15 protein-coding genes are annotated in these 17,169 nt (G+C 63.6%); 6 read left to right on the forward strand and 9 right to left on the reverse strand.

The window, feature by feature from the left end; genetic code table 11:
• Positions 1 to 33 precede the first annotated feature (33 nt).
• The 3 genes from SX1_RS04400 to SX1_RS04410 all read right to left on the reverse strand — a co-directional run bounded on the left by SX1_RS04400 (position 34) and on the right by SX1_RS04410 (position 3,860).
• A complete protein-coding gene (locus tag SX1_RS04400; RefSeq protein ID WP_017184461.1) occupies positions 34 to 1,224 on the reverse strand; it encodes a type III PLP-dependent enzyme in 1,191 nt (396 codons plus the stop codon).
• A gap of 150 nt (positions 1,225 to 1,374) precedes the next feature.
• Positions 1,375 to 2,547, reverse strand: coding sequence for a carboxynorspermidine decarboxylase (locus tag SX1_RS04405; RefSeq protein WP_017184460.1), 1,173 nt, complete (start codon positions 2,545 to 2,547; stop codon positions 1,375 to 1,377).
• Between the two features lie 107 nt (positions 2,548 to 2,654).
• Positions 2,655 to 3,860 (reverse strand): saccharopine dehydrogenase family protein, encoded by a 1,206-nt coding sequence (locus SX1_RS04410; protein ID WP_019052087.1) that lies wholly within the window; start codon positions 3,858 to 3,860, stop codon positions 2,655 to 2,657.
• A 202-nt stretch (positions 3,861 to 4,062) separates the two neighbouring features.
• Between SX1_RS04410 and SX1_RS04420 the strand changes: the two genes are divergently transcribed.
• On the forward strand, positions 4,063 to 4,626 hold the full coding sequence (locus tag SX1_RS04420; RefSeq protein ID WP_026149504.1) for a fasciclin domain-containing protein: 564 nt from the start codon (positions 4,063 to 4,065) through the stop codon (positions 4,624 to 4,626).
• A 74-nt stretch (positions 4,627 to 4,700) separates the two neighbouring features.
• Here SX1_RS04420 and SX1_RS04425 read toward each other — a convergent pair whose 3' ends face one another.
• The gene (locus SX1_RS04425; protein WP_019052089.1) at positions 4,701 to 6,296 is read right to left on the reverse strand and encodes a cisplatin damage response ATP-dependent DNA ligase; all 1,596 of its coding nucleotides are present in this window, start codon (positions 6,294 to 6,296) and stop codon (positions 4,701 to 4,703) included.
• A 106-nt stretch (positions 6,297 to 6,402) separates the two neighbouring features.
• Positions 6,403 to 7,398, reverse strand: a complete 996-nt coding sequence (locus SX1_RS04430; RefSeq protein ID WP_019052090.1) for a ligase-associated DNA damage response exonuclease — start codon at positions 7,396 to 7,398, stop codon at positions 6,403 to 6,405.
• 149 nt (positions 7,399 to 7,547) lie between these two features.
• Here SX1_RS04430 and SX1_RS04435 point away from each other — a divergent pair, with 149 nt between their 5' ends.
• Both SX1_RS04435 and SX1_RS04440 read left to right on the forward strand, forming a co-directional pair.
• Complete coding sequence (locus SX1_RS04435) at positions 7,548 to 8,777, forward strand: BtaA family protein (RefSeq protein WP_019052091.1); 1,230 nt, start codon at positions 7,548 to 7,550, stop codon at positions 8,775 to 8,777.
• Positions 8,777 to 9,427: a class I SAM-dependent methyltransferase gene (locus SX1_RS04440; RefSeq protein WP_019052092.1), complete on the forward strand. Its 651-nt coding sequence runs from the start codon at positions 8,777 to 8,779 to the stop codon at positions 9,425 to 9,427. The genes SX1_RS04435 and SX1_RS04440 overlap by 1 nt, the downstream gene beginning before the upstream one ends.
• Positions 9,428 to 9,453: 26 nt before the next feature.
• Here SX1_RS04440 and SX1_RS04445 read toward each other — a convergent pair whose 3' ends face one another.
• The 4 genes from SX1_RS04445 to SX1_RS04460 form a co-directional block, all read right to left on the reverse strand.
• The gene (locus tag SX1_RS04445) at positions 9,454 to 9,744 is read right to left on the reverse strand and encodes a TM2 domain-containing protein (protein ID WP_026149505.1); all 291 of its coding nucleotides are present in this window, start codon (positions 9,742 to 9,744) and stop codon (positions 9,454 to 9,456) included.
• A 135-nt stretch (positions 9,745 to 9,879) separates the two neighbouring features.
• Positions 9,880 to 11,106 (reverse strand): 5-aminolevulinate synthase, encoded by a 1,227-nt coding sequence (gene hemA / locus SX1_RS04450; protein WP_019052094.1) that lies wholly within the window; start codon positions 11,104 to 11,106, stop codon positions 9,880 to 9,882.
• Between the two features lie 143 nt (positions 11,107 to 11,249).
• A complete protein-coding gene (gene murI, locus SX1_RS04455; protein WP_019052095.1) occupies positions 11,250 to 12,053 on the reverse strand; it encodes a glutamate racemase in 804 nt (267 codons plus the stop codon).
• A 51-nt stretch (positions 12,054 to 12,104) separates the two neighbouring features.
• Complete coding sequence (locus tag SX1_RS04460; protein ID WP_019052096.1) at positions 12,105 to 12,554, reverse strand: hypothetical protein; 450 nt, start codon at positions 12,552 to 12,554, stop codon at positions 12,105 to 12,107.
• 154 nt (positions 12,555 to 12,708) lie between these two features.
• On the opposite strand from SX1_RS04460, the gene plsY reads away from it, so the two are divergent.
• From plsY to topA, 3 genes are all read left to right on the forward strand, one after another.
• Positions 12,709 to 13,308, forward strand: a complete 600-nt coding sequence (plsY, locus tag SX1_RS04465) for a glycerol-3-phosphate 1-O-acyltransferase PlsY (RefSeq protein WP_026149506.1) — start codon at positions 12,709 to 12,711, stop codon at positions 13,306 to 13,308.
• The gene (dprA, locus tag SX1_RS04470) at positions 13,305 to 14,387 is read left to right on the forward strand and encodes a DNA-processing protein DprA (protein WP_019052098.1); all 1,083 of its coding nucleotides are present in this window, start codon (positions 13,305 to 13,307) and stop codon (positions 14,385 to 14,387) included. The genes plsY and dprA overlap by 4 nt, the downstream gene beginning before the upstream one ends.
• Positions 14,388 to 14,595: 208 nt before the next feature.
• Entirely contained in the window at positions 14,596 to 17,169 is a 2,574-nt protein-coding gene (gene topA, locus SX1_RS04475; protein WP_019052099.1) for a type I DNA topoisomerase, read from the forward strand.

Genomic DNA, 17,169 nt, shown 5'->3' on the forward strand with positions numbered 1-17,169 from the left:
CAGGCACCCTCTCCAAAGGGGAGCTTGAGCCTTTTAGCCCAGCTTGATGACAGTCGCGCGACGGCGGGCAGGGACCGGCTCGGCGTAGAGGCTGGCCATCGGCTCGTCCGCTACTTCGACCACGGTTTCCGCCGTGAAGCCGTTGAAACCCGTACGCATGGCGCAACCATAGGCGCCCAGCATGCCGATTTCGATATAATCGCCAGCGGCGACATCGTCGGGCAGCATGAACGGGCCGACCATATGGTCCATATCGTCGCAGGTCGGACCATAGAAGGAGAAGCCAGTCATCGCCGCGTCGCTTTCCTCGTCACGCAGCAACGCGACGGGGAAACGCCAACCGATATGCGCGGCATCGAACAAGGCACCATAGGCACCGTCGTTGATGTAGAGTTCGGTGCCGCGACGGCGCTCTACCCGGACGATGATGGAGCTATATTCCGCCGACAGCGCGCGGCCAGGCTCGCACCACAGTTCCGACGAATAGCTGACCGGCAGGCTTTCGAAGCCACGGTGGATCGCGTCGAAATAATTTTCCAGCGCAACCGGCTCCATGCCCGGATAGACCGACGGGAAGCCGCCGCCGACATCGATGATGTCGACCGTGACTGCCGCGTCGACGATCGCCGCGCGGACGCGCTCGATCGCATCGCTATAGGCCTGCGGGCTCATCGCCTGGCTGCCGACATGGAAGCAGATGCCAAGCGCGTCGGCGGCCTGACGGGTGGCCATCAACAATTCGCGGGTTTCGCCGAGTTCCGCGCCGAATTTCGACGCCAGCGACAGCTCGCTATGTTCCGACGACACGCGCAGGCGGACGCACAATTCCAGATCCGTCGCGCCATTGGTCGCGCGCATGATCTTTTCCAGCTCGTCGATCGTGTCGAGCGAGAAGGTGCGTACGCCATGGACGGCATAGGCTTCGGCGATGGCTTCTTCAGCCTTGACCGGATGCATGAAGCACAGCTTCGCGTCCGGCAGCGTTTCCGCGACAAGGCGCACTTCCGCGATGGAAGCGACGTCAAAGTGCGAAATACCATTGTCCCACAACGTCCGAAGCAAATCGGGCGAGGGATTGGCCTTTACGGCATAGAGCGAGCGCCCCGGAAACTTCTCGACGAAGAATCGGGCGGCGCGGGCCGCAGCCTGCGGGCGAATCAGCGTTACCGGTGCTGCCGGTGTGAGGGTGGTCGCTACCCCCAGCGCGCTAGGATGCTTGTGCAATTCAAGGGACCTCCAGTGTCGTTCGTGGGCATAAAAAGCTGCCTTGCGGTGGAAGTCCCATGGGGCAGCGGACGGTCGCTATATGCGTAGGGGGTCCCCCTGTAAAGCGTATGTGCAAATTTTGTTGCACGCGGCTCCACGAAGCGTGCCTCAGGAGAGGCGAGCCTTGAAATCCGAATAGGAAAAAGCGCGAATTTCCGTGAGTTTGTCGGTGGTTGAATCCCAGAGCCAGATGGCAGGCAGGGGAACGCCATTGAATGTATTGGTCTTGACCATGGAATAATGGGCCTGGTCGAGGAAGGCGATCCGCGCGCCCGGTTCCGCGCCGCCGGGGACTCGATAGTCGCCGATAATGTCGCCCGCCAGGCAGGATGGCCCGCCAAGGCGCGTGACGGGGCCGTCCGATGGCTCGTGCAGCATGGCGGGGCGATAGGGCGCCTCGATCACGTCGGGCATGTGGCAGGTGGCGCTAATGTCGGTGATGCCGACGGCCATGCCATTGTCGATGACGTCGAGGATTTCGCCCACCAGTATGCCCGCGTCGAGCGCCATCGCTTCGCCCGGTTCCAGATAGAGGGTGAGGCCGGTCTGCGCCTTGATCCGTTGCAGGAAGGCGACCAGATCGTCGCGCTGATAATCGGCGCGCGTGATATGGTGGCCTCCGCCGAAATTGAGCCATTTGAGGCTGGCGATGTGCGGCAGGATATGCGGTTCGACCGCCGCCCAGGTGCGCTCCAGCGGCGCCAGATCCTGTTCGCACAGATTATGGAAATGGATGCCGTCCACGCCAGCCAGATGATCGGGCGTCAACTGGCTGACGGGGAAGCCCAGACGGCTGTGCGGCTGCGAAGGGTCGTATTTTGCGACTTCGCCTTCCGGGTTTTGCGGATTGATGCGCAGCCCGATGTCGAAACTGTGTCCGGCCGCGCGGGCGGCGTCGATCTGCGGCTTGAAGCGCGCAATCTGGCCGGGGCTGTTGAAGATCACATGGTCGGAAATCTTGAGGATTTCGGCCAGATCGGCAGGCTTATAGGCGGCGCAATAGGTCGCGACTTCGCCCTGATATTCCTCGCGGCCAAGGCGCGCTTCATAGAGGCCGGACGCGCAGACGCCGTCGAGATATTCGCCCATGACGCTGCCGAGCGACCACATCGAAAACGCCTTGAGCGCGCCCAATATCTTGATGCCTGCGCGGTCGCGAACGTCGGCCAGGATGGCAAGGTTGCGCCGGATCGCGGCCTCGTCCACCACGAAGGCGGGCGAGGGGACGCGATACAGGTCGAAATGGGCGAAGGCGGCGGGATCGCCGGCTTTGGTTTCCATAAACTCTCCGTTCGGGCTGAGCGAAGTCGAAGCCCTACATCGAACGCTAGTGAGATGCCTTCGCTTGCGCTCAGGCGAGCCCTTCGACTTCGCTCAGGGCGAACGGTTCAGAACGCCAGCGGCGCGTCCAGTTCCTTCACCTGCCAGGGCAGGCCATGCTTGTTGAGCATGTCCATGAACGGGTCGGGATCGAACTGTTCGATGTTGAACACGCCTTCGCCGCGCCATGCGCCGGTCAGCATCATCGCTGCGCCGATCATGGCGGGGACGCCGGTGGTGTAGCTGACCGCCTGATTGCCGGTTTCGGCATAGGCATCCTCATGATCGCAGACGTTGAGGACATAGACGGTTTTCTGCACGCCATCCTTGGTGCCGGTGGCAATGTCGCCGATATTGGTCTTGCCCTTGGTCGTGGAACCCAGGCTGGACGGTTCGGGCAGCACGGCCTTGAGGAACTGGAGCGGGATGATCTCCTTGCCCTCGTAGATCACCGGATCGATCCGGGTCATGCCGACATTCTGGAGCACTTCCAGATGCTTCAAATAGGCGTCGCCAAAGGTCATCCAGAAACGGATGCGTTTGATTTCGGGATAGAATTTGGCCAGGCTTTCCAGTTCCTCATGATACATGAGGTACATATTCTTGGGGCCGACCTGATCGAAATCGAATGTCTGCTTGTGGCTGAGCGCCGGACCTTCGACCCACTGCCCGTTTTCCCAGTGACGCGACGGGGCGGTCACTTCGCGGATGTTGATTTCCGGATTGAAATTGGTGGCGAAATGCTGGCCATGGTCGCCGCCATTGCAATCGAGAATGTCGAGCGTGTCGATCGTGTCGAGCAAATGCTTCTTGATGTAGCTGGCAAATACGCTGGTGACGCCGGGGTCGAAACCGGAGCCGAGCAGCGCCATGATGCCCGCTTCCTTGAAGCGTTCCTGATAGGCCCATTGCCAGCCATATTCGAATTTCGGCGTGTCGCGCGGTTCGTAATTGGCGGTGTCGAGATAATCCACCTTGGTCGCGAGGCACGCGTCCATGATGTTGAGATCCTGATAGGGCAGGGCCAGATTGACGACCAGCCTGGGCTGTACCTTTTCGATCAGCGCGATGGTGGCGGCGACATCATCGGCATCCACCTGCGCCACGTCGATGGTGACGCCGGTGCGGGCCAGCACCGATTCGGCGACCTTCTCACAGCTGACGATGCGGCGGCTGGCGAGCGTGATGTGCGAGAATATATCGCTGTTCATCGCCATCTTGTGCACCGCGACCGACCCGACGCCGCCCGCGCCGATGACCAGAACCTTGCTCAATCTCGTCTCCATATGCTGTGCGCGGTCACCCCGCGAAAGCGCCCATATAGGGGCTTGGGATGACAGCGCAAAGACGCAGTGCAATTGCGCTGCCTGCCCTGATGTCCTTTAGGTCATGCCTTGCACCCATTCGCTGCTCTCAAACGTATCAACCGCGCATCCCGACACCTTTGGGATGCCAGGATAGCGGAAGGATGCCCCCATGAAATTTTCACCCATGACGATCGCGCTTGCCAGCGTGATATTGACAGCCAGCGGCAGCGGGATCGCGCAGGCGCAAATGGCCAAGAACCCGATGGTCGGCGGCGCGGCGATGTATCCGACCAAGGATATTGTCGACAATGCAGTCAATTCAAAGGACCACACGACGCTAGTAGCCGCAGTGAAGGCCGCCGGTCTGGTCGACACGCTCAAGAGCGCCGGGCCGTTTACCGTGTTCGCGCCGACCAATGCCGCTTTCGCCAAATTGCCCGCAGGCACGGTCGATACGCTGCTGAAGCCGGAGAATAAGGCGAAGTTGACCGGCATACTGACCTATCATGTCGTGCCCGGCAAAATGAACGCGAAGGACATTGCGGCCAAGGCTGCGGCCAATGGCGGCAAGGCTGTGCTGACAACCGCCCAGGGCGAACCGCTGACCGTCTGGCAGAAGGGCAAGGACTGGTATGTCACCGACGCCAAGGGCGGATCGGCCAAGATCACCATTGCCGACGTCAATCAGTCGAACGGTGTCATCCACGTCATCGACACGGTTTTGATGCCTTGATCGCTGTAGAAATGATGTGATGGCCGACGGGCCGATGGCTTCACCCCCTTGCCATCGGCCCGTTTGTTTTTGGGTCAGCGCACCAGTTTCTTCAGCCCCTCCACCGTATCCGCCTCCGCCGCTGGCTTGTCCCGCCTGATGCGAGCAATACGGGGGAAGCGCATGGCGAGGCCGGATTTGTGGCGTTTGCTGTCATGGATGCTGTCGAAGGCGACTTCCAGCACCAGCGTCTTTTCCACTTCGCGCACCGGGCCGAAGCGGGCGACGGTGTTCTGGCGGACGAAGCGGTCCAGCCATTTCAATTCCTCATCGGTGAAGCCGCTATAGGCCTTGCCCACCGGGTGCAGTTCTCCGTCCGGCGTCCAGCAGCCGAAGGTGTAATCGGAATAGAAGGAGGAGCGTTTGCCATGGCCGCGCTGGGCGTACATCATGACGCAATCGGCAGTCAGCGGATCGCGTTTCCATTTATACCATAAAGCGGCCTTGCGCCCGGCGACATAAGGGCTGTCGCGGCGTTTGAGCATTACGCCTTCGATCGCGGCGTCGCGCGCGCCTGCCCGAATGTCGGCGAGCGCGTCGAAATCGGCAGCGTCGATCGTGGCGGACAGGTCGAACCGCGTCGCGTCGAGATGGGGCATATAGGCTTCGAGCCGGGCACGGCGCTGTTCCCAGGGCAGGGCGCGCAAATCTTCGTCGCCCTCCAGCAGCAGGTCGTACAGGCGCACGAAAGCGGGATAGTCCGCCTGCATTTTGGCGCTGACGAGCTTGCGGCCAAGGCGCTGTTGCAGGGCGTTGAAGCTGGCCGCTTCGCCCCCCTGAAATTCACCTCGCACCAGCAATTCGCCATCCAGCACGGCATGGCCGGTGAAGGCGGCGGCTATTTCGGGGAAGCTCGCTGAAATGTCGTCGCCCGCGCGGCTGTAGAGGCGCGTTTGCCTGCCATGTTCCGGGCCCGTGCCGACGATCTGGATGCGGATGCCGTCCCATTTCCACTCGGCGGCATAGTCCGCCAAATCCACGCTGTCGGCTTCGAGCGGGTGGGCGAGCATGAAGGGGCGGAAGAAGGGCGTGCCCGCCGGGTCGGGGCGCGGCGCGCGGCCTTCGGCCCAGTCGAACAGGGCGGTGTAGGGGGGCGACAAGGCGTGCCAGACCTGCTCGACATCATCGACGTCGAGCCCGAATGCCTGCGCGAAGCCCGTCTTGGCAAGGCGGGCGGAAATGCCGACGCGCAGGCCGCCGGTGGCGAGTTTGAGCAGGGCGAAGCGGCCTGATGCGTCGAGATGGTCCATCATCTGCGCCAGGGCGTCGGGCGCTGCGGCGCGGCTGGTGGCGTGGAGGCGATCGACCACGGCAGCAAGTGTCAGCGTGCCATCATCCAGGTCCGGCGGTTCGCCCGGCGGCGTCGGCCAGAGCAGGGCGACGGTTTCGGCCAGGTCGCCCACATAGTCGCGGCTCATTTCATACAGGACGGGATCGACGCGGGCGCGGATCATTTCGCCAATGGCCGAGGATTTGACCGCCTTGAGATCGAGATTGCCGGTGAGGGCAGCCAGCGCCCAGCCGCGATCCGGGTCCGGCGCTGACCGCAGATAGGCAGCGATCAGCGCCAGCTTGCCATTGCGCGATCGGGTGTAGACGAGGGCGTCGAGCAGTTGGGAGAAGGGTCTCACTTACGTGCTCCCGCGCAGGCGGGAGCCCAGTTCGGACATCGCTTACTGGCGCAACGGCAGGACTGGGCTCCCGCCTGCACGGGAGCACATGGATTGTTGCCGTGTATCACCCTTCCTCCTCCTCATCGTCCCGCCCGACCAGCGCCAGCGCCCGCGCCCTGATCTGATGGGTCATGCACCAGTGGAGCAAAGCTTCCTCGCGCCCATGGGTGATCCAGGTTTCGGTCGGTGCAACCTCGCGGATCGTGTCGGTCAACTCGTCCCAGTCGGCATGGTCGGACAGGATCAGCGGCAGTTCGACATTCTTCTGCCGGGCGCGCTGGCGCACGCGCATCCAGCCGGATGCCATGGCGGTGATTGGGTCGGGCAGACGGCGGCTCCAGCGGTCATTGAGCGCAGATGGCGGCGCGACGATGATCGCGCCGCGCATCTCCTTTGCCGCGACGTCGGTTGCCGGGCGCAGGTCGCCCATCTCGACACCGAGTTCGACATAGAGATTACACATGCGCTCCATTGCCCCGTGGAGGTAGATCGGGTCGTGATGGCCGCGCGCGCGCAATTCGCAGATGACCCGTTGCGCCTTGCCCAGCGCATAGGCGCCGACCAGCACGGAGCGATCGGGGTTGGCGTGAAGCGCGGCGAGCAGCCGGTCGATTTCGCTGCCGGTATCGGGATGGCGGAACACGGGCAGGCCAAAGGTCGCTTCGGTCACGAAAATGTCGCACGGCACCGGCTCGAACGGCGGGCATGTGGGGTCGGGCCGGCGCTTGTAATCGCCCGTGACGACGACCCGCTCGCCTGCATGGGTCAGGACGATCTGCGCCGATCCCAGGACATGGCCTGCGGGCACATAGCGGATGGTGACGCCGCCCAGCCGGATTTCCTCGCCATAGCCGACCGGCGTGCCCGATGCCGTGCCGTAGCGCAGGCCCATGATCGCCAGCGTTTCGCGCGTCGCCCAGACATGGCCATGGCCGCCGCGCGCATGATCGGCATGGCCGTGCGTCACCAATGCGCGCTCGCGCGGGACTGACGGGTCGATCCACGCATCGGCAGGGCGGACATAGATGCCGGTGGGGTGGGGTTCGATCCAATGGGCCATAGATGACCAGAAGATGTGAGCACGCCGCCGGTTCCGCAAGCTGGTAACAGGCCTGCTGGTAACAGGGACGTAACGCTATCGTCACGGTGCCGACGCGCAGTTGCCCTATGGGCCACGCCACGACCCGATAGCGAGGAGGCTTGAACAGCATGGCGGCACCGGCCCATAAAAAGATCACGCGCGCGGTGCATCGCCACCGGCATCTGTCCAAGCAGGGGCTGCTGGAGCGTGCCTTTACCTTCGCGTTCCGGGGGCTGGTCTATGCCCAGATCTGGGAAGATCCGGCGGTGGACATGGAGGCACTGGCGATCACGCCCGATTGCCATGTGGTGACGATCGCGTCGGGGGGCTGCAACGTCCTGTCCTACCTGACTGCCGATCCCGCGAAGATCACGGCCGTGGACCTGAACACCGCCCATATCGCGCTCAACCGGCTGAAGCTGATGGCGGCGCGGACCTTGCCGGACCACGCCGCCTTTCACCGGTTTTTCGCGCAGGCGGACAGCCGCGAGAATATCGCGGCCTATCGGGAGATGGTCGCGCCGCATCTGGATGAAGCGACGCGGCGCTATTGGGAAGGGCGCGACCTGATCGGGCGGCGGCGGATCGGCGGCTTTGCGCGGGGCATCTACAAACATGGCCTGCTGGGGCGCTTCATCGGCGCGGCGCATCTGCTGGCGCGGTTGCATGGCGTCAATCCGCGGCGGATGCTGGACGCCACGACGCTGGCGGAGCAGCGCGCGATTTTCGACGCGGAACTGGCCCCGATTTTCGACAAGGCGTTTGTGCGCTGGCTGACCAGCCAGCCTGCCTCACTGTTCGGGCTGGGCATTCCGCCTGCGCAGTTCGAGGCGCTGGCCGGGGACGACCGGATGGACGCGGTGCTCAAAGCGCGGCTAAAGAAACTGGCCTGCGACTTTGACATGAAGGATAATTATTTCGCGGTCCAGGCCTTCGGGCGCGGCTATGCCGCCAATGACCCGGCGGGCGCGGGGCCATTGCCGCCCTATTTGCAGGCGGCCAATCATGACGCGGTGCGGACGCGGGCGGACCGTGTCGATGTGCGCCATGTCAATTTCACCGATTTCCTGCGCGATCAGCCGGCCGCCTCGGCGGATCGCTACATTTTGCTCGATGCGCAGGACTGGATGGATGACGATCAGTTGAACGTGCTGTGGGCGCAGATCACGCGGACGGCGAAGCCGGGCGCGCGGGTGCTGTTCCGCACGGCGGGCGAACCGAGCATCCTGCCCGGACGGGTTGTCGACGCGGTGATGGACCAGTGGGCGTATCAGGCGCAGGCGTCGCTTGATTACACGGCGCGCGACCGATCGGCCATCTATGGCGGGGTGCATCTCTATGTGCTGAAGGAGTCATGATGAGCGACCATGGACGGTTGATGGACGGCACCTATCGCTGGCAACGGCATATCTATGACATAACGCGCAAATATTATCTGCTGGGGCGCGATGGGCTGATCGCCGACCTTGCCCCGCCTTCGGGCGGCAGCGTGCTGGAAATCGGTTGTGGCACCGGACGCAATCTGATCGCGGTTGGCAAGGCATGGCCCCATGCGCGGCTCTATGGCGTCGATATTTCGCAGGCGATGCTGGACACTGCGCAGATTTCGGTTGAGCGGGTGGGCATGGCCTGCCGCGTCAGACTGGCACGGGGGGATGCCGTGGATTTCGATCCGCAGGCTCTGTTCGGGCGGGCGACCTTCGATCGCGTGTTCATCAGTTATGCGCTGTCGATGATCCCCGACTGGGAAGCAGCGTTGCAACAGGCCGCGCTATGCGTCGCGCCGGGGGGCAGGCTGGAGGTTGTGGATTTCGGCCAGCAGGAAGGCTTGCCCGGAGCGTGGCGCGCGGTCCTGTTTGGATGGCTGGCGCGGTTCCACGTAACGCCGCGCCCGGGCCTGGCAGCTGCGGTCCAACGGCTGGCGCATTCAGTTGGTGGAGAACCGTCCTGTCATTCCATGTATCGGAGCTATGCGATTAGAGGAAGCATAGCCTGGACTGAACACTGACCTGCGCAGTAGATTTCGAGGCTTGATCAGGCGGCTCCATGGGCCATCATGTCAGTCATGAGTCGCTGACGGATACCATCCTGCTTATCCCGTACCATTCCCGGAATCAGAAATGCATCGATCAAGAGCCAGATGAAGCCGACCAAGATGAGAAACGATATTATCTGCAAAATTGCGCTGGCAGGTCGGCCTAGATAAAAACGGTGCCCGGATATGATACCAAGAAAAAACCAAAGCAAGTAAGCTACAGCCACGCTTGGTCCCTGATTGGTAATCCGCTGTTCGATCAATGTCAGTTGAGCAGTGTTAAGTGCCATTTTTGCCCCCTGTGAAACCCCATCATCATCTTTCTGCTGAAAAATGATGTTACACAAGTAGGCAAATTACGTTTCAAGACTGGCTATCTTACGTTTTCGGGTTCTATCAGAGTGCTGCTCTGCGCAAACCTGCCCTTACGCTGCCTTGCGTTCAAGCAACTCAAGATCCAGCCGGTCCCAGATTTCCACCAGCGCCGCGACCAGATCGCGCATCATCGCTTCGGTGTGGGCCGGGCCGGGGGTGAAGCGCAGGCGCTCGGTCCCGCGCGGGACGGTGGGATAGTTGATCGGCTGCACATAGGCGCCATATTCGGCGAGCAGAATGTCGCTGATCCGCTTGGCCTTGACCGGATCGCCCACCATCAGCGGCACGATATGGGTGACCGTGTCCATGACGGGGAGGCCCGCATCAGCCATGAACTGCTTGAGCAGGGCGGCGGATGCCTGTTGCCCGTCCCGTTCCTCGCTGGAGCCTTTCAGATGGCGCACACTGGCCAGCACGCCCGCGACCAGCACGGGGGAGAGCGAAGTGGTGAAGATGAAGCCGGGTGCATAGCTGCGGATCACATCGACGATCATCTGGTCAGCCGCGATATAGCCGCCCATCACGCCGAACGCCTTGCCCAGCGTGCCTTCGATGATGGTCAGCCGGTCAGCGACGGAGTCGCGTTCCGAAATGCCGCCGCCACGCGCGCCGTACATGCCCACGGCATGAACTTCGTCCAGATAGGTCAGCGCGTTGAACTCGTCGGCCAGGTCGCAGATCGCGGCGATCGGCGCGACGTCGCCGTCCATCGAATAGACGCTTTCGAACGCGATAAGCTTGGGCGCTTCGGGATCTTCGGCCGCCAGCAATTCGCGCAGATGGTCGACGTCATTGTGGCGGAACACCCGCTTTTCGCAGCCCGAATTGCGGATGCCCGCGATCATGCTGGCATGGTTGAGTTCATCGGAAAAGACGATGCAGCCCGGCAGCAGCTTGGCCAGGGTAGAGAGCGTCGCTTCGTTCGAGACATAGCCCGACGTGAACAGCAGGGCCGCTTCCTTGCCATGCAGATCGGCCAGTTCGCCTTCCAGATCGACATGATAATGGGTGTTGCCGCCGATATTGCGGGTGCCGCCGGACCCGGCGCCGACATCGTGCAGCGCCTCTTCCATCGCGGCCACGACCTTGGGATGCTGGCCCATGGCCAGATAGTCGTTGGAACACCAGACGGTGATGGGCTTGGGACCATTATGGCCGTGAAAGCAGCGCGCATTGGGGTAGGCGCCCCGGTTGCGCAGGATATCGATGAACACCCGATACCGGCCTTCTTCATGGAGACGATCGATCGCCTGCGCAAAGATATGCTTGTAGTTCACGCTCGCCCTAACCCTAGACTGCCCACATTCTACTTATAGCGGGCGTTTACCGATTGATGCCGCGCTTTACCAGCGCTAACCGTTCGCAGACATAAGGGGAAATACCGATCAATCATATCGGACCTTTTGTCCAAGAGACAGAATCAGAGCTGTTCGATCCGGTCGAGGCCATAGCGGGCAAGCGCCGGGGCAAGCGCGCGGACATGGTCATCCACCCGCGTGAATACGGCGATGCCGTTAGCCGGAGCGTCCGGCCAGGGTTGGCCCTGCGTCAGAAACGCGATGCGCCGGGCGATCCCCTCGCCGCCATGAACGAAGGTCAGCGGACGCGATGCAGCGGCGGCCAGTTCTTCCTCGACCAGCGGAAAATGGGTGCAGGCCAGCGCCACGGTATCCATGCGGTCCCCGCCCGGCTGGTCGGTCAGGCCCGCCAGTGCGGCGCGGGCGATCGCCGGGTCGAGCGGTTCGCCGCGCAGCTTCGCTTCGGCCAGTTGCACCAATGCCGCGCAGCCATGGCGCAGCATGATGCAGTCCGCGCCATGTTCGGCGGCCAGCCGGTCGACATAGGGCTGGCGCACGGTGGCGTCGGTGCCCAATACTCCGAACACGCGGGTTTTAGAGGCAAGCGCGGCGGGTTTGATCGCAGGCACAGTGCCGACGACCGGAATGTCGAGCGCCGCGCGCACATGGCTCAATGCGATGGTCGATGCCGTGTTGCAGGCGATGACGGCGAGGCGCGGGCGGTACCGCTCCACCAGCCGCCCCAGCAGCGCCGGAACGCGCGCGGCGATCTCCGTCTCGCTCTTGGTGCCATAGGGGAATCCGGCGCTGTCAGCGGCATAGACGACCGGCGCGGTCGGTATCAGTGCGCGGGCGGGGGCGAGGATGGACAGCCCGCCCACGCCGGAATCGAAAAAGAGGATGGGAGCTTCTGGCGCGACCGTCATTATGGAGGGACATGTCGCGGGAACAGGCGGGGGTGTCAACGCCCGTTCGGTTCAATCCCCTGTTTCGGGCAGTTCCGCCAGCAACTTGCGCAGGGCCGCGACGCTGGCATCATATTGGTCGGCCGGGCCGGCGGCGCGCAGCAGTTCCAGATCGCCGCGCAACTGGTCAATCCGCCGCTGCGCCATGGCCAGCTTCACGCCGTCGACCCTGATCTTCAGGTCGATGGCGGCCTTTAGCGGCTCCGTGTCCGACCAGTCCGGCTGCCGCCTGGCGAGCGTATCGACCGCGTCGAGCAACTTGCCGATCTGCCGCCCATAGCTTTCCTGCGCGACGATCGCCTGTTCGGTCTGCGGCGCGCTCGAATTATTTTCGTTGACGATGATGTTGCCGAACGACCAGCCGCCGTTGATCGACTGCCACAATTTCTGCGGTGCCAGCGCCATCGTCGTCCAGTTGTGGACGAGGCTGCTGAAGGGATCGAACGAGGCATTGTCGGTCATGGCAAGTCCGTCGCTGGGAGGTCGCCAGATTGACGGGCGCGCAGGCATAAATCAAGCGAAGCCGATGAGAGGTTGCGGTTGACCATTGCCCGCGCCGCCCGTCACGCTATGGTCGCCTGACCATCCTGTCTGCCCCATCATCATCGGCGAGAATATGAACTTTCCCTGGCTGCTTCCCCTGTGCGTTCTGCTGCTTGGCTATGGGCTGGGTTCCATCCCCTTTGGCCTGTTGCTGACCCGCCTTACCGGGGCGGGCGACCTGCGGCAGATCGGTTCCGGCAATATCGGCGCGACCAATGTGCTGCGCACGGGGCGCAAGGGGCTGGCGGCGGCGACGCTGCTGCTGGACCTGCTCAAGGGCGCGGCGGCGGTGCTGATCGGCGCGGCGTTGATCGACGGAGGAGGGCCGATGGCGGGGGCCGCGGCCTTTATCGGCCATTGCTATCCGGTCTGGCTGCGCTTTGCCGGGGGCAAGGGCGTGGCGACGATGATGGGCGTGGTGACGGCGCTGCACTGGCCCGCTGGCTGCATCTTCGCGGCAGTGTGGCTGGGGGCGCTGTTCGGGACCAAATGGTCGTCGGTCGGCGGCATGGCGGCGGCGGTTAGCGCGCCGATCGCGCTATGGTTCATGGGGCGGATCGAACTGGTGCCCGTGGCGCTGGCGATGGCGCTGATCCTGTTGTGGCGGCATCGCGCCAATATCGCGCGGCTGATGCAGGGGACGGAACCCAAGATCGGGTCCGGCAAAGGGTGAGCGAGCAGGAACGGTTCGACCGGCTGCGGCTCATCCGCTCACCCCGGATCGGCCCGGTCAGCTATCGGCAATTGTTGGCGCGCTTCGGCACGGCGGGGGCTGCATTGCGCGCCATTCCCGATCTGGCGGCACGCGGCGGCGGCAAGGCAAGCGTTGCCGATGCAGGCGCGGTCGAGCGGGAGATTGCCGCATCACGGGCCTTGGGCGCGCGTTACCTGTTGATGGGGGACGCAGACTATCCCGCGCTGCTCGACCAGTTTGAGGGCGCGCCGCCCGCGCTGATCGTGCGCGGGGACGCGGCGCTGGCAGCGGGCCATTGCATCGCCATGGTCGGCGCGCGCAATGCATCGGCTGCGGCAATACGCTTCGCGCGGACGCTGGCGCAGGATCTGGGGCAGCGCGGCTCGGTGGTCGTATCGGGGCTGGCACGGGGGATCGACACGGCGGCGCATCAGGGATCGGTGGGCAGCGGGACGATCGGCGTCATCGCCTGCGGGCTGGACGTGGTGTTTCCGCCGGAAAATCGCGATTTGCAGGCGCAGATCGCCGATGTCGGCCTGTTGGTGACCGAACATCCGCCCGGCGTGCAGCCGCTGGCGCGCCATTTTCCCGCGCGCAACCGGATCATCGCGGGTTTGGCGGTGGGGACGGTTGTGGTCGAAGCCGCGCCCAAATCGGGTTCGCTCATCACCGCGCGGCTGGCGGGCGAGGCGGGGCGGGAGGTGATGGCGGTGCCCGGATCGCCGCTCGATCCGCGCGCGCAAGGCTGCAACCAGCTGATCCGCGAGGGCGCGACCCTGATCCAGAATGCCGACGATGTGCTGGAGGCGGTGGGCAGCATCGACATTCGCATGGTGCGGCAGGGCAGTTTCGATTTCGCCGGTGAGCCGGTATCGAGCGATGTCGCGGCGGGCGAACGCAGCGCCGTCATCGCGCTGCTGGGCCATGCGCCGGTGCCGGTGGACGAACTGATCCGGCTGAGCGGGCTTAGCCCGGCGGTGGTGCAGACCGTGCTGCTGGAACTGGAACTGGCCGAGCGGCTGGACCGGCTGGCGGGGGGACGGGTGCGTTTGCGGTGAGGAATGACGCCCAGTCGAAACGAACGGAGCCAATAGTTCCCCCAACTCTTTTATCACCAGAGATGCCGACCTTCGCTGGCATGACGGCAGAGCCAAGGGGCTAGCGCTCCCCCGCCTTCTCCCCTAATCACACGCACCGCTTGACGCCCGCCGTCATCGCCTTCCAGACTCGCGCGTACGTGTGAGGCATCAAATTCCGGGGCCGTAAATGCAGCTTGTCATCGTCGAATCGCCTGCCAAGGCCAAGACTATCGAGAAATATCTGGGCGGGGATTTTCATGTTCTGGCCAGTTACGGTCACATCCGCGATCTGCCCGCCAAGGACGGGTCGGTGGACCCGGATGACGGCTTTGCGATGCAGTGGGAAAATTATGGCGACAAGGGCAAGCAGCTCAAGGCCATAAGCGACGCAGCCAAGGGCGCGTCACGATTGATCCTGGCGACTGACCCTGATCGCGAGGGGGAAGCGATCAGCTGGCATGTGCAGGAGGTGCTGCGTGCCAAGAAGGCGCTGCCGGCGCAAGTGGACCGTGTGACCTTCAACGCGATCACGAAGGCCGCCGTGCTGGACGCGATGGCCAAGCCACGCGCGCTGGACGAGGATCTGATCGACGCCTATCGCGCGCGCCGGGCGCTCGATTATCTGGTCGGCTTCACCCTCTCGCCCGTGCTGTGGCGCAAGCTGCCCGGCGCCAAGTCGGCGGGCCGGGTGCAATCGGTCGCGCTGCGGCTGGTGGTCGAGCGGGAGCGCGAGATCGAATCCTTCACCCCGCAGGAATATTGGTCGGTCGCAGCGGAGATGGAACAGGACGGCACCGCCTTTACCGCGCGCCTCGTCCGCTGGAAGGGCGAGAAGATCGAGCGGCTGACGATCGGTCGCGAGGGCGACGCGATGGCGGCCAAATCCGATGTCGAGGCCGGGCGCTTCACGGTGGAGAAGGTCGAGACCAAGCCGCTCACCCGCAATCCCCCGCCGCCCTTCACGACGTCGACCCTGCAACAGGAGGCCGCCCGCAAGCTGGGCTTTTCCGCCAGCCACACGATGCGGATCGCGCAGCAACTCTATGAGGATGGCGCGATCACCTATATGCGGACCGACGGCGTGCAGATGGACGGCAGCGCCATTTCCGCCGCCCGCGCCGCGATCGCGCAGCGCTATGATGGCGGCTATGTGCCGGACAAGCCGCGCATCTACCAGACCAAGGCGAAAAATGCGCAGGAAGCGCATGAAGCCATCCGTCCGACCGATTTTTCGCGCGACAAGGTGGGCAGCGGCGATCATGCGCGCCTCTATGACCTGGTGTTCAAGCGGGCGCTGGCCAGCCAGATGGCGTCGGCGCGGCTGGAGCGCACCACGATCGACATGAGCGACGCCACCGGATCGCATACGCTGCGCGCGACGGGACAGGTGGTCATCTTTCCCGGCTTCCTGGCCCTGTATGAGGAAGGCCGCGACGATAGCGACGATGAAGATGGCAAGCTGCTGCCGCGCATGAGCGAGGGCGATGCGCCCGCCAAGAAGAAGGTGAGCGCCGAGCAGCATTTCACGCAGCCGCCGCCGCGTTATTCCGAAGCCAGCCTGGTCAAGCGGCTGGAGGAATTGGGGATCGGGCGGCCGTCCACCTATGCATCGACGTTGCAGGTGCTGAAAGACCGCGACTATGTGCGGGTCGAAAAGAACCGCTTTTTCGCCGAGGAGAGCGGGCGGCTGGTGACGGCCTTTCTGGAGCGCTTTTTCGAGCGTTATGTCTCCTATGATTTCACCGCAGGCCTTGAGGACGAGCTGGACGATATTTCCGGCGGCCGGGCGCAGTGGCAGGCGGTGCTGGAAGCCTTCTGGAAGGATTTCAAGCCCAAGACCGCCGAGGTGATGGAACAGAAGCCGAGCGACATCACCGCCGCGCTGGACAAGTTTCTGGAGCCGATGCTGTTCCCGCCCAAAGCGGACGGCAGCAATCCGCGCGCCTGCCCGCTGTGCGCTGACGGACAGTTGTCGCTGCGCGGCGGCCGCTTTGGCGCATTCATTGCCTGTTCCAACTATCCCGAATGCAAATATACCCGCAAATTCGGCCAGCCCGGCGGCAAGGATGGCGAGGATACTGGCCCGGAAATATTGGGCAAGCACCCGGAGACCGGGCAGGACATCGTCAAGAAGTCCGGCCGCTTTGGCCCCTATATCGAAATGGGCGAAGGCAAGGAGGCCAAGCGCGGGTCGATCCCAAGAGACTTGCCCGATGGCGAGTTGACGCTCGACTGGGCGGTCAGGCTGCTGAGCCTGCCGCGCGAGATTGGCCTGCATCCCGAAACCGGCAAGCCGATCGTGGCCAATATCGGGCGTTTTGGTCCATATCTGCTGCATGACGGCAAATATGGGCGGCTGGCATCGACGTCGGAGATTTTCGAGGTCGGGATGAACAGCGCGGTGGTCAAGCTCGCCGAAGCCGCCAATCGCGGCCCGCGCAGCGCCGGGCGGGAGCCTTTGAAGATATTGGGCGCGCATCCGCGCACGGAAGCTGAAATCAAGCTGATGGAAGGACGCTACGGCGTCTATGTCACTGACGGCACGACCAATGCGACCCTGCCCAAGACAGTGGACAAGGATCAGTTGACGCTGGAGGAAGCGGCCCAGTTGATCGACGCGCGGGCTGCTGCCGCTCCGGCCAAGAAGGGCGGAAAAAAGAAAGCCGCGCCCAAGAAGGCGGTGGCCAAGAAGGAGGGCGCGGCGAAGAAACCCGCTGCAAAGAAAGCCCCTGCCAAGAAGAAGGCGGCGGCGGCGGAATGA

This window comes from Sphingobium xenophagum NBRC 107872, assembly GCF_000367345.1.
In the GTDB taxonomy this organism is placed as follows: Bacteria; Pseudomonadota; Alphaproteobacteria; order Sphingomonadales; family Sphingomonadaceae; genus Sphingobium; species Sphingobium xenophagum.

Bases quoted from the DNA above. Each gene is read 5' to 3' on its own strand.
- SX1_RS04405 (WP_017184460.1), bottom strand. From the start codon at position 2,547: ATGGAAACCAAAGCCGGCGATCCCGCCGCCTTCGCCCATTTCGACCTG.
- SX1_RS04420 (WP_026149504.1), top strand. From the start codon at position 4,063: ATGAAATTTTCACCCATGACGATCGCGCTTGCCAGCGTGATATTGACA.
- SX1_RS04430 (WP_019052090.1), bottom strand. From the start codon at position 7,398: ATGGCCCATTGGATCGAACCCCACCCCACCGGCATCTATGTCCGCCCT.
- SX1_RS04435 (WP_019052091.1), top strand. From the start codon at position 7,548: ATGGCGGCACCGGCCCATAAAAAGATCACGCGCGCGGTGCATCGCCAC.
- SX1_RS04440 (WP_019052092.1), top strand. From the start codon at position 8,777: ATGAGCGACCATGGACGGTTGATGGACGGCACCTATCGCTGGCAACGG.
- SX1_RS04445 (WP_026149505.1), bottom strand. From the start codon at position 9,744: ATGGCACTTAACACTGCTCAACTGACATTGATCGAACAGCGGATTACC.
- murI (WP_019052095.1), bottom strand. From the start codon at position 12,053: ATGACGGTCGCGCCAGAAGCTCCCATCCTCTTTTTCGATTCCGGCGTG.
- SX1_RS04460 (WP_019052096.1), bottom strand. From the start codon at position 12,554: ATGACCGACAATGCCTCGTTCGATCCCTTCAGCAGCCTCGTCCACAAC.
- plsY (WP_026149506.1), top strand. From the start codon at position 12,709: ATGAACTTTCCCTGGCTGCTTCCCCTGTGCGTTCTGCTGCTTGGCTAT.
- topA (WP_019052099.1), top strand. From the start codon at position 14,596: ATGCAGCTTGTCATCGTCGAATCGCCTGCCAAGGCCAAGACTATCGAG.